11 protein-coding genes and 2 tRNA genes are annotated in these 12,331 nt (G+C 66.0%); all 13 read left to right on the top strand.

Annotated elements, in window-relative coordinates; translation table 11 throughout:
- The 13 genes from ftsH to rpsO all read left to right on the top strand — a co-directional run bounded on the left by ftsH (position 1) and on the right by rpsO (position 12,229).
- Complete coding sequence (gene ftsH, locus KGR00_RS22210) at positions 1-1,962, top strand: ATP-dependent zinc metalloprotease FtsH (RefSeq protein ID WP_224418188.1); 1,962 nt, start codon at positions 1-3, stop codon at positions 1,960-1,962.
- Between the two features lie 100 nt (positions 1,963-2,062).
- Positions 2,063-2,926 carry a dihydropteroate synthase gene (gene folP / locus KGR00_RS22205; protein WP_224418187.1) on the top strand — a complete coding sequence of 288 codons (864 nt, stop codon included), beginning with the start codon at positions 2,063-2,065 and terminating at the stop codon, positions 2,924-2,926.
- Positions 2,923-4,272 carry a phosphoglucosamine mutase gene (gene glmM, locus KGR00_RS22200; RefSeq protein ID WP_129141855.1) on the top strand — a complete coding sequence of 450 codons (1,350 nt, stop codon included), beginning with the start codon at positions 2,923-2,925 and terminating at the stop codon, positions 4,270-4,272. Before folP ends, glmM begins: the two co-directional genes overlap by 4 nt.
- Before the next feature lie 69 nt (positions 4,273-4,341).
- Positions 4,342-5,091, top strand: coding sequence for a triose-phosphate isomerase (gene tpiA / locus KGR00_RS22195; protein WP_224418186.1), 750 nt, complete (start codon positions 4,342-4,344; stop codon positions 5,089-5,091).
- A gap of 6 nt (positions 5,092-5,097) precedes the next feature.
- Positions 5,098-5,460 carry a preprotein translocase subunit SecG gene (gene secG / locus KGR00_RS22190; RefSeq protein WP_129141853.1) on the top strand — a complete coding sequence of 121 codons (363 nt, stop codon included), beginning with the start codon at positions 5,098-5,100 and terminating at the stop codon, positions 5,458-5,460.
- A gap of 119 nt (positions 5,461-5,579) precedes the next feature.
- A tRNA-Leu gene (locus KGR00_RS22185) sits at positions 5,580-5,666 on the top strand.
- Between the two features lie 110 nt (positions 5,667-5,776).
- A tRNA-Met gene (locus KGR00_RS22180) sits at positions 5,777-5,853 on the top strand.
- 140 nt (positions 5,854-5,993) lie between these two features.
- Positions 5,994-6,455, top strand: coding sequence for a ribosome maturation factor RimP (rimP, locus tag KGR00_RS22175; protein WP_129141852.1), 462 nt, complete (start codon positions 5,994-5,996; stop codon positions 6,453-6,455).
- Between the two features lie 27 nt (positions 6,456-6,482).
- Entirely contained in the window at positions 6,483-7,976 is a 1,494-nt protein-coding gene (gene nusA, locus KGR00_RS22170) for a transcription termination factor NusA (RefSeq protein ID WP_129141851.1), read from the top strand.
- Between the two features lie 27 nt (positions 7,977-8,003).
- Positions 8,004-10,535: a translation initiation factor IF-2 gene (gene infB, locus KGR00_RS22165; protein WP_224418185.1), complete on the top strand. Its 2,532-nt coding sequence runs from the start codon at positions 8,004-8,006 to the stop codon at positions 10,533-10,535.
- A 21-nt stretch (positions 10,536-10,556) separates the two neighbouring features.
- Positions 10,557-10,946, top strand: coding sequence for a 30S ribosome-binding factor RbfA (rbfA, locus tag KGR00_RS22160; RefSeq protein WP_224418184.1), 390 nt, complete (start codon positions 10,557-10,559; stop codon positions 10,944-10,946).
- Entirely contained in the window at positions 10,946-11,854 is a 909-nt protein-coding gene (gene truB, locus KGR00_RS22155) for a tRNA pseudouridine(55) synthase TruB (RefSeq protein ID WP_129141848.1), read from the top strand. The genes rbfA and truB overlap by 1 nt, the downstream gene beginning before the upstream one ends.
- A gap of 105 nt (positions 11,855-11,959) precedes the next feature.
- Positions 11,960-12,229 (top strand): 30S ribosomal protein S15, encoded by a 270-nt coding sequence (gene rpsO / locus KGR00_RS22150; protein WP_129141847.1) that lies wholly within the window; start codon positions 11,960-11,962, stop codon positions 12,227-12,229.
- Positions 12,230-12,331 lie beyond the last annotated feature (102 nt).

Genomic DNA, 12,331 nt, shown 5'->3' with positions numbered 1-12,331 from the left:
TTGAACGACATGGCGAAGAACCTGATTCTCTGGTTGGTCATCGCGGCGGTTCTGCTGACGGTGTTCAACAATTTCAGCGTCGATAGCTCACCGCAGACGATGAACTACTCGCAGTTCGTCCAGCAGGTGCAGAACGGTCAGGTCCGTTCTGTGACGATCGACGGCTACACCATCAACGGCGAGCGCGACGACGGCTCGAAGTTCCAGACCGTGCGCCCGGCGGCGCAGGATCCCAAGCTGATGGACGACCTGCTGTCGCACAGCGTCAGCGTCACCGGCAAGAAGCCCGAGGAGCAGAGCCTGTGGACGCGGCTGCTGATCGCCAGCTTCCCGATCCTGATCATCCTCGCGATCTTCCTGTTCTTCATGCGCCAGATGCAGGGCGGCGGTGCCGGCAAGGGCGGGCCGATGAGCTTCGGCAAGTCCAAGGCCAAGCTGCTCACCCAGGATCAGGTCAAGACCACCTTCGCCGATGTCGCCGGCTGTGACGAGGCCAAGGAGGAGGTCGAGGAGCTGGTCGACTTCCTCAAGGATCCGTCCAAGTTCCAGCGCCTGGGTGGCCAGATTCCCCGCGGCGTGCTGATGGTCGGCCCGCCGGGGACCGGCAAGACGCTGCTCGCCAAGGCGATCGCCGGCGAGGCCAAGGTGCCGTTCTTCACCATCTCGGGCTCCGACTTCGTCGAGATGTTCGTGGGTGTCGGTGCCTCGCGCGTGCGTGACATGTTCGAGCAGGCCAAGAAGCAGGCGCCGTGCATCATCTTCATCGACGAGATCGACGCCGTCGGCCGCCATCGTGGCTCCGGCATGGGCGGCGGTCACGACGAGCGCGAGCAGACGCTCAACCAGCTGCTGGTCGAGATGGACGGCTTCGAGGCCAACGACGGCATCATCGTCATCGCCGCCACCAACCGTCCCGACGTGCTCGATCCGGCGCTGCTGCGCCCGGGCCGCTTCGACCGCCAGGTCACCGTGCCGCTGCCCGACATCCGCGGCCGCGAACACATCCTCAGTGTGCACCTGCGCAAGGTGCCGCTCGGCGAGGACGTCAAGCCCAGCCTGATCGCGCGCGGCACGCCGGGCTTCTCCGGCGCCGACCTGGCCAACCTGGTCAACGAGGCCGCGCTGTTCGCCGCGCGTCGCAATCGTCGCCTGGTGGGCATGGAGGAGCTCGAGCTGGCCAAGGACAAGATCATGATGGGCGCCGAGCGCCGCTCGATGGTGATGACCGAGAAGGAGAAGCTCAACACCGCCTATCACGAGTCCGGCCACGCCATCATCGGCCTGCTGATGCCCGAGCACGACCCGGTCTACAAGGTGACCATCATCCCGCGCGGGCGTGCCCTGGGGGTGACCATGTTCCTGCCCGAGGAAGATCGCTACAGCTTCTCGCGGCAGCAGATCATCAGCCAGATCTGTTCGCTGTTCGGCGGTCGCATCGCCGAGGAGATGACGCTGGGGCCCAACGGTGTGACCACCGGCGCCTCCAACGACATCAAGCGTGCCACCGAACTGGCCCACAACATGGTCGCCAAGTGGGGGCTGTCCGAGGAGATGGGCCCGATCATGTACGATGAGGACGAGTCGCATCAGTTCCTCGGCGGCCCGGGCCAGAGCGGTGGCAAGCTCAAGTCCGGCGAGACCACCACGCGCCTCGACAAGGAGGTGCGGCGGATCATCGACGAGTGCTACGCCCACGCCAAGCAGCTGCTCGACGAGAATCGCGACAAGCTCGACAGGATGGCCGAAGCGCTGATGCAGTACGAGACCATCGACGCCGACCAGCTCAAGGACATCATGGCCGGTCGCAAGCCACGCCCGCCCAAGGACTGGGACGACGGCAACGACTCGGGCAGCGGGTCGCCGGTCATCGACCACCAGCCGGAGGCGGACGACGGCGAGGACGAGGACGAGCGTCCCGGCCGCCGGCCATCCGATCCGCTGGGCGGCCCCGCCGGCCACTGACGGTCCACTTTCGTGACCACGGACAAGGCGCCCTTCGGGGCGCCTTGCACCGTTATGAGGCTCTGATTAGAGTGACGCTTTTTGCCATCGGGACCCTGCCATGACAGATGTCGCATCCGAGGCCGTGTTGCAGTGCGGTCGGCACCGGCTCGACCTCTCCTACCCCCGGGTGATGGGGATCCTCAATGTCACGCCGGACTCCTTCTCCGACGGCGGGCGCTTCGCCGTTCGCGACGATGCCCTGCGCCATGCCGAGGCCATGCTCGCCGAGGGTGCGGCGATCATCGACGTGGGCGGCGAGTCGACGCGCCCCGGGGCCGAGCCGGTTCCCGAGCAGGCCGAACTCGACCGGGTGGTGCCGATCGTCGAGGCGCTGGTTCACGAGCTCGACGCCCTGGTCTCGGTGGATACCAGCTCGCCCGAGGTGATGCGCGCGGTGAGCGACGCCGGTGCCGGCATGCTCAACGACGTGCGTGCGCTGCGCCGGCCTGCTGCGCTCGAGGTGGCGGCCGCCAGCGGGCTGCCGGTCTGCCTGATGCACATGCTCGGCGAACCGGGGGACATGCAGCAGGCGGCCGACTATGCTGAGCCGGTGGAGCAGGCCGTGGCGACGTTCCTCGCCGAGCGGATCGCCGCCTGCGAAAAGGCGGGTATCCGCCGCGAGCGGCTGATCCTCGACCCGGGCTTCGGCTTTGCCAAGACCGTCGCGCACAACCTGCGCCTGCTCAATCGCCTGGACACGCTGGCCGACTTCGGCCTGCCGGTACTGGCCGGGATGTCGCGCAAGCGCATGATCGGGCAGGTGCTCGACCGCCCGGTCGAGGAGCGCCTGGCGGGCGGACTGGCGCTGTCGACGCTGGCCGTCGAACGCGGGGCGCGGATTCTTCGCGTTCACGATGTGGGCCCCAGCGTGGATGCCATCAACATGACCTGGGCCGTGCTACAGGAAGGCGCTGAACCATGACACGACGTTACTTCGGGACCGACGGGATCCGTGGCACGGTGGGGGAGTATCCGATCACCGCCGATTTCATGCTCAAGCTGGGCTGGGCCGTGGGTCGGGTGCTGGAGCATCACAATCCCAATGCCAAAGTACTGATCGGCAAGGACACGCGTATCTCCGGCTACATGTTCGAGTCGGCCCTGGAGGCCGGGCTCTCGGCCGCCGGCGTCGACGTGTCGCTGCTCGGGCCCATGCCCACGCCGGCGATCGCCTACCTGACCCGGACCTTCCGCGCCGATGCCGGCATCGTCATCTCCGCCTCGCACAATCCCTTCCAGGACAACGGCATCAAGTTCTTCTCCGCCGAGGGCACCAAGCTGCCCGACGCCGTCGAGGAAGCGATCGAGGCCGAGCTCGAGAAGCCGCTGGAGACCGTCTCCGCCGACCGGCTGGGCAAGGCGGTGCGCATCGGCGACGCGCCGGGCCGTTACATCGAGTTCTGCAAGTCGACGATTCCGCAGCGTCTGGCACTGAACGGGCTCAAGGTGGTGCTCGATTGCGCTCACGGTGCCACCTACCACATCGCGCCCAGCGTATTCCGCGAGCTGGGGGCCGAGGTCCGCGTGCTGGGCTCGGCGCCGGACGGGCTCAACATCAATCAGAAGGTCGGCTCCACGCACCCGGCGTCGCTGCGCGCGGCGGTCATCGAGCATGGCGCGGACCTGGGTATCGCCTTCGACGGCGACGGTGACCGGGTGATCCTGGTCGATGCCGACGGCCGCGAGGTCGACGGCGACGACATCCTCTACCTGATCGCCCGCGACCGGCACGAGCGTGGTGTGCTGGGCGGCGGCGTGGTCGGCACGCTGATGAGCAATTTCGGCCTGGCCGCGGCGCTCGCTGCGCTGGGGATTCCCTTCGAGCGGGCCAAGGTCGGCGACCGCTACGTCATGGAGCGGCTGATCGCCAACGGCTGGCAGCTGGGCGGCGAATCCTCGGGGCACATCGTCTGCGGCCACATCCAGACCACCGGCGACGGCATCGTCTCGGCCCTGCAGGTGGTGGCGATCATGGTCGGCCAGGGACGCTCCCTGGCGTCGTTGCTCGACGGCTTCGAGAAAGCGCCCCAGGCCCTGGTCAACGTGCGCCTGACGCCCCAGACCGACAAGCCCGCACTGCTGGCCAGCGAGTCGTTGACCCGCACCGTGGCGGCGGTCGAGGAGGAGCTGGGCGACGAGGGGCGGGTGCTGTTGAGACCGTCGGGCACCGAGCCGCTGATCCGGGTGATGGTCGAGGGACGGCCGCGCTTCGACGTTCAGGGGCTGGCCCGACGCATCGCCGCCGAGGTCGAGGCACTGATCGCCTGATCCGGGGCGGTTGTCTTGCCCGGGACGCTCCTATACCATCTTGCACCACTTCGAGAAAGGGGGTAGCTCATGCGCATGCCGCTGATCGCCGGCAACTGGAAGATGAACGGTTCCCTGACGCTGGTCGAGCGGTTCGGCGAGGCGTTCGCCGAGGCCGGGCTATCTCCGTCCGTGGAGGTCTGTCTGATTCCGCCGTTTCCCTATCTGGCGGCCGCGCAGCGGGCCCTGGGCGGCACGCCGGTGATGCTCGGCGCCCAGACCCTGAATCCCCAGCACGGTGGTGCGCATACCGGGGAGGTGAGCGGCGGCATGCTGCGCGAGTTCGGCGTCGACTACGTGCTGGTCGGCCACTCCGAGCGCCGGGCGCTCTACCGGGAAAGCGACAACGACGTCTACGACCGCCTGCTGGCGGCGCTCACGGCCGAGCTGCGCCCCATCCTGTGTGTCGGCGAAACGCTCGAGGAGCGCGATGCCGGCCGCACCCGCGATGTGGTGCTGCGTCAGGTGGGGGCCGTGATGGCGCGTCTGGAGCCGGCGCAGCGTGCCGCGGTGACCATCGCCTACGAACCGGTCTGGGCGATCGGCACCGGGCGCACCGCGACCCCCGAGCAGGCCCAGGAAGTGATGAGCGAGATCCGTGCCTATCAGGCCGGCTTCGATCGCTCGCTGGCGGAGGGAATGCGGTTGCTCTACGGCGGCAGCATGAATGCCGACAACGCGGCCGAACTGCTCGCCCAGCCGGACATCGACGGCGGCCTGGTGGGCGGTGCCTCGCTCAAGGTCGACGATTTTCTAGCCATCTGTCAGTCAGCAGGTTAAACAACCATGCAAGTTGCCATTCTCATGATTCATGTGGCGATCGCCATCGCGCTGGTCGCCCTCGTCCTGTTGCAGCAGGGCAAAGGTGCCGATGCCGGGGCCTCCTTCGGTGGCGGCGCCTCCCAGACCGTGTTCGGCTCGCGCGGCAGCGGGAGCTTTCTCGCCAAGCTGACCGGCGCCCTGGCGGCGGCGTTCTTCGCCACCTCGCTGGCGCTGGCGTACTTCGCCTCCTCCCAGGCCGACAATGCGCCTGAGGTGGGGATTCCCGACGCCAAGGTGGTCGAACAGCAGAAATCGGTGCCGACCCTTGACGAAAGCGATCAAGGTGGGGATAATACTGCGCCAACGCTAGAGGATTCCGGAGAGTGATCTCCACGCCTTAGACGTTGAAATGTAGTGCTGTTTCGGGCAGTTTTCGGGTTCCGAGGTTGTCCGAGCAACGAGCACACGGTGAGTCAGCAAGATCGACTGTGTGTTCGCCCCCTGATGCCGAAGTGGTGGAATTGGTAGACACGCTATCTTGAGGGGGTAGTGACCTTATGGTCGTGGGGGTTCAAGTCCCCCCTTCGGCACCATCTGAAGGCCCGCATGACGGCCCGCTCAGAAGCACGATTGGCAAGACGTGGCGATACGCTCGGGTCCTTGACCGAGGGGCGAGCGGATTTTTATAATCGCCAACCTATGATGCGGGGTGGAGCAGTCTGGTAGCTCGTCGGGCTCATAACCCGAAGGTCGTCGGTTCAAATCCGGCCCCCGCTACCAAGTTTCTTGAAAGGCCCCTTCCTATGAAGGGGCTTTTTGTTAGCGGTTCGCACCGCTGACGCTAACGCCAATCAGCCACCTAGCTTTCCTCTCTACTCCCGGTCAGGTGCCTGATGCAACTGCTGTAGGAGCCTTCATCTGTGGCAATCAAGGACGCTGCGCTGAACGCACTCATCGAACCGGTGGTGACCGGCATGGGGTTTGAGCTCTGGGGTATCGACCATCTTTCCCAGGGCAAGCACTCCCGTCTGGTGGTGTACATCGACAGTCCCGATGGCATCACGGTCGACGATTGTGCCGACGTCAGCCGGCAGATCAGCGGCATCCTCGATGTCGAGGACCCGATCCCTGGCCAGTACCAGTTGGAGGTGTCGTCGCCCGGCATGGATCGCCCCCTGTTCACGCTCGAGCAGTTCGCTCGCTACCAGGGGCATGTCGTGGCCTTGCGCCTGCGCTCGCCGTTCGATGGGCGCCGCAAGTTCAAGGGGTTGCTGGCGGGCGTCGAGAACGACGAGGTGTTGCTGCAGCTCGACGGCGAAGAGTATTGCTTTCCCATCGATACCATCGATCAGGCGCGGATCGTTCCGCAGTTCGATGGATAAGGACTGATTTCTGGCGAGGCTTAAGGCATGAGCAAAGAGATTCTGCTGGTCGTTGACGCGATCTCGAACGAAAAGGGCGTGCCCCGCGACGTGATCTTCGGCGCCGTCGAGGCGGCGCTGGCCAGCGCATCACGCAAGCGCTTCGATGGCCAGGAAGTGAGCGTGCGGGTCCAGATCGACCGGGTCACCGGCGACTACGAGACCTTCCGGCGCTGGGTCGTGGTCGAGGATGACGAGTTCGAGAATCCCGACGCCGAGATCAAGCAGTCGTTCGCCGAGCAGCGTGATCCGCCGCTGACCCTGGGCGACGTGGTCGAGGAGCGCATCGAGAACGCCGCCTTCGGTCGCATCGCCGCGCAGACGGCCAAGCAGGTCATCGTTCAGAAGGTCCGTGAAGCCGAACGCGCCGAGATCGTGCGCCACTATGCCGAGCGCGAGGGTGAGTTGATCGCCGGGATCGTCAAGAAGACGACACGTGACGGGCTGATCATCGACCTTGGCGACAATGCCGAGGCCTTCCTGCCGCGCAGCGAAATGATCCCCGGCGAGCGCTACCGCATGAACGAGCGGGTTCGCGCCTTGCTGTGGAAGGTCGACGCCGAGGCGCGCGGCTCACAGTTGATCCTGTCGCGGACGCGCCCGGAACTGATCATCGAGCTGTTCAAGATCGAGGTTCCCGAGATCGCCGAGCAGCTCATCGAGATCAAGGGCGCCGCCCGCGATCCGGGCTCGCGGGCCAAGATCGCGGTCAAGACCAACGACAAGCGCATCGATCCGGTCGGCGCCTGCGTGGGGATGCGGGGCTCGCGGGTCCAGGCGGTCTCCAACGAGCTGCGCAACGAGCGCGTCGACATCATCCTCTGGGACGACAACCCGGCGCAGCTGGTGATCAACGCCATGGCGCCGGCCGACGTGGCGTCCATCCTCGTCGACGAGGACGCCCATGCCATGGACGTGGCCGTTGCCGAGGACAACCTGGCCCAGGCCATCGGCCGCAGCGGCCAGAACGTGCGCCTGGCCAGCGAGCTGACCGGCTGGACGCTCAACGTGATGACGGAGGAAGAGGCCGAGGGCAAGCGCGAGCAGGAGGTCGACACCCTGGTCGAGTACTTCATCAACCACCTCGAGGTCGACGAGGAAATGGCGCGGATCCTGGTCGAGGAGGGCTTCACCTCGCTGGAGGAGATCGCCTATGTGCCGCTCGAGGAGATGCTCGAGATCGAGGAATTCGACGAGGACCTGGTAGAAGAGTTGCGCGCACGCGCTAAGGACGAGCTGTTGAACCTGGCAATCGCCTCCGAGGAGGCACTCGACGGCGCCCAGCCCGCCGACGACCTCCTCGAGATGGACGGCATGGACCGTCACCTGGCCTTCATTCTGGCCAGCCGTGGCATCGTCACCATGGAGGATCTTGCCGAACAGTCCGTCGATGACCTCAAGGACATCGAGGACGTGGACGAAGAGCGCGCCGCGGCACTGATCATGACCGCCCGTGCGCCCTGGTTCGAGAGTGAAGAGTAACTAGGTCACGGGCTCAGGAGGGTCGTAATGGCAGAAATGACGGTTAAAGATTTTGCAGCCAAGGTGGGGCGTGACACGTCCCGCCTGCTGGAACAGATGAAGGAAGCGGGGCTCCCGCACAAGGCCGAGGGCGATGCGGTGTCCGAAGAGGACAAGCAGCGTCTGCTCGACCATCTCACCCAGAGTCATGGTGGCGGTCGCGGTGCCAAGAATCGCATCACCCTGACGCGCAAGACCAAGAGTCGGATTCGCTCCGGCGACGGCCGCGGCAAGAGCATCGAGGTCTCGGTGCGCAAGAAGCGGACCTACGTCAAGCGCGAGGAGGCTCAGGAGGAAGAGGCGCCGGAAGCCGTCGATCAGGGGCCGCGGCAACTGGTCGGTGACATGGCCGATGCCACCCAGGCGCGCGAGAAGGCCGAGCGCGAGGCGCAGCAGGCCGCCGAGGCCAAGCAGGCCGAGGAAGCGGAAGCGGCCAAGCAGCAGGAAGCCGCCGAGCCGGCACCGAAGGCCGATGACAAGCCGGCCGAGGAGATTCCCACCGAGCTCGAGCTGCCCGCGGAAGAGCCGCCGGTGGTCGAGGCGCCGCCCAAGGAACCGCGCAGCGACAACCGCCGTGCCCATCCCAAGAAGGCCGCCGCCAAGAAGGGACGCCACGACACCAGTCGCGACGAGGATCGCGAAGAGCGTGCCGAGCGTCGTCGCGGCAGCGGCAAGAAGGTCAAGCGTGCCGAGCGTCGGGGCAGCCGTCGTGGCGGTCGCGACAGCGGTGGCGGCAAGCACGGTTTCCAGAAGCCGACGCAGCCGATCGTGCGCGAAGTGGCGATCCCCGAGTCGATCAGCGTCGCCGACCTGGCCGACAAGATGGCGATCAAGGCCAACGAGGTCATCAAGGCCATGTTCACCATGGGCGCGGCGGTGACCATCAACCAGACCATCGATCAGGACACCGCGGCGATCGTCGTCGAGGAAATGGGCCACAAGCCCAAGCTGGTCAAGGACGATGCGCTGGAGACCGAGGTTCTCGAGGGTATCTCCTACGAGGGCGAGGAGATCACTCGCGCTCCGGTGGTCACGGTGATGGGTCACGTCGACCACGGCAAGACCTCGCTGCTCGACTACATTCGTCGCACCAAGGTGGCGACCGGCGAGGCCGGTGGCATCACCCAGCACATCGGCGCCTACCACGTCGAGCACGAAACGGGTGACATCACCTTCCTCGATACCCCGGGTCACGCGGCGTTCACCGCCATGCGTGCGCGCGGTGCCCAGGCCACCGACGTGGTCATCCTGGTGGTCGCCGCCGACGACGGCGTGATGCCGCAGACCATCGAGGCGGTCGAGCACGCCAAGGCGGCCGGTGTGCCGCTGGTGGTCGCGGTCAACAAGATCGACAAGGCCGGCGCCGATCCCGATCGGGTCAAGAACGAGCTGTCGCAGCACGGCGTGATCTCCGAGGAGTGGGGCGGCGATACCCAGTTCGTCCACGTCTCGGCGAAGACCGGCGACGGCATCGATGCTCTGCTCGAGGCGGTCCTGCTGGTTTCCGAGGTGCTCGAGCTCAAGGCGGTCCCCGAAGCGCCGGCCAAGGGCGTGGTGGTCGAATCGCGCCTCGACAAGGGCCGCGGCCCGGTGGCCACCGTGCTGGTCCAGAACGGCACCCTGAACCGGGGCGACATCGTCCTGGCCGGCCTCCACTATGGCCGCGTGCGGGCGCTGACCAACGAGCTCGGCAAGCAGGTCGAGCAGGTCGGTCCGTCGATGCCGGTGGAGATCCAGGGCCTGGACGGCACCCCCGAGGCGGGCGAGGACTTCATGGTGCTCGCCGACGAGAAGAAGGCGCGCGAAGTCGCCAACTTCCGTCAGGGCAAGTACCGCGAGGTACGCCTGGCGCGTCAGCAGAAGGCCAAGCTGGAGAACATGTTCAGCCAGATGGGCCAGGACGAGGTGGCCAAGGTCAACATCGTCCTCAAGGCCGACGTCCAGGGTTCGCTGGAAGCGATCCGTGGCGCGCTGGAAGAACTCTCCACCGACGAGGTTCAGGTCGCCGTGGTGTCCTCCGGGGTCGGTGGTATCACCGGTACCGACGCCAACCTGGCGCTGGCCAGTGACGCCATCGTGGTCGGCTTCAACGTCCGTGCCGATGCCGCCGCGCGCGAGATCATCGAGCGCGAGGGTCTCGACCTGCGCTACTACAGCGTCATCTACCAGCTGATCGACGAGGTCAAGCAGGCGATGAGCGGCATGCTGGCGCCGGAGTGGAAGGAAGAGATTGTCGGCGTGGCCGAGGTTCGCGACGTCTTCAAGGCGCCCAAGATCGGTGCCGTGGCCGGCTGTATGGTCGTCGAGGGCACCGTGCATCGCAACAAGAAGATCCGTGTCCTGCGCGACAACGTGGTCATCTACGAGGGCGACCTGGAATCGCTGCGTCGCTACAAGGATGACGTCAACGAAGTGCGCAACGGCATGGAGTGCGGGATCGGCGTCAAGAACTACAACGACGTGCAGGTCGGCGACAAGATCGAGGTCTTCGACCAGGTCAAGGTCGAACGCTCCCTGTGACGCGTCGAGGAGAGTGAGCGGATGCGCGAGTTCAAGCGTACCGACCGGGTGGCCGATCAGCTCCAGCAGGAGCTGGCGGTCCTCATCCAGCGTGAGGTCAAGGATCCGCGGCTGGGCATGGTCACCGTCAGTGGCGTGACCGTCAGTCGCGACCTGGGTTACGCCGACGTCTACATCACCCTGCTGGGCGACGACGATGCCGCGCGGATCAAGGAAAACCTGGCGGTGCTCAAGCGCGCCGGCGGCTTCCTGCGTAGTCAGATCGCCCGGCGCATGAAGCTGCGGCACGTGCCGGAACTGCGCTTCCACTACGACGAGAGCGTGACTCGCGGCCACAAGCTGTCGTCGCTGATCGACGAGGCGGTCGAAGCCGACCGTTCCCGTCACGGCGATGACGAGGAAGAGGGCTGATGGCGCGTCGCCGTCGCGGCCTGCCGATCGATGGCGTGTTGCTGCTTGACAAGCCGCCGGGCGTGTCGAGCAATCATGCCCTGCAACGGGCGCGCCGGCTGTTCCAGGCGCAGAAGGCGGGGCATACCGGGACCCTGGACCCGATGGCCACCGGGCTGTTGCCGGTGTGCTTCGGCGAGGCGACCAAGTTCTCGTCCTACCTGCTCGAGGCCGACAAGGTGTATCGCACCCGGGTCAAGCTGGGCGAGATCACCGATACCGGCGATGCCGACGGCAGCATCGTCGAGCGTCGTCCGGTGGCCGGCATCGACGAGGCGACCCTGCAGCGGGTGCTGAACGACTTTCGCGGCGAGATCGAGCAGATCCCGCCGATGCATTCGGCGCTCAAGCACCAGGGGCGGCCGCTCTACGAACTGGCCCGCGAGGGCAAGACGATTGCGCGTGCGCCACGTCGTGTGACGGTTTATGATACGCGCCTCGTCAGTTGCACCACCGAGAGCTTTGAGCTCGAGGTGGCCTGCAGCAAGGGTACCTACATCCGCACGCTGGCCGAGGACATCGGCAGCGCGCTGGGTTGCGGTGCGCACATCACCGCACTTCGCCGGCTCAAGACGGGGCCTTTCCAGGCCACCGACATGGTCGGCTTCGAGGGTCTCGAGGCCGAGAGCGGCGAAACGCTGACGGCGTCGTTGCTGCCCATGGACGTGCTGGTGCGCCACCTGCCGCGCCTGGACGTCGAGCCCGAGGCGGCATCGCGGTTGCTGCACGGCCAGCGTGCCGCCGCCGATACCGCCGGGTTGGCCGATGCCGACCTGGCACGACTCTATCGCGACGGGGCCTTCCTGGGCCTGGTCGCGGTGACCGGGACGGGGGAGATCGCCCCCCGTCGACTGATTGCCACCGGCTGAGCGGTGGCACCTTCGTCGCCGCTCACGCGGCGTACGGGGAGACTGCAAATATGCGTGGTCTCCGACATTCATCCCCATCAGGCATATTGCTTACTGGAGAAACAGATGGCATTGACCGCTGAAAAGAAGGCCGAAATCGTCAAGGAATACGGCCGTGGTGACAACGACACCGGATCCCCCGAGGTTCAGGTGGCCCTGCTGAGCGCCAACATCGATGGCCTGCAGGATCACTTCAAGAGCAACAAGCAGGACCACCACTCGCGTCGTGGTCTGATCCGCATGGTCAACCAGCGTCGCAAGCTGCTCGACTACCTCAAGCGCAAGGATTTCGAGCGCTATCAGTCGCTGATCCAGCGCCTGGGTCTGCGTCGTTGATCCAGCCGTCATTCCCCGGCTGATTCCAGAACAAGCAACCCCTCGGGGTTGCTTGTTCTTTTTTGGGCGCGTGTCGCCCTCGGGCGCATCGGTAGCCCTCGC

This window comes from Modicisalibacter sp. MOD 31.J, from assembly GCF_020147985.1.
Taxonomy (GTDB): Bacteria; Pseudomonadota; Gammaproteobacteria; order Pseudomonadales; family Halomonadaceae; genus Modicisalibacter; species Modicisalibacter coralii.
The sequence above is the reverse complement of the archived record's forward strand: the minus strand, read 5'-3'. Positions and strand labels throughout refer to the sequence as shown.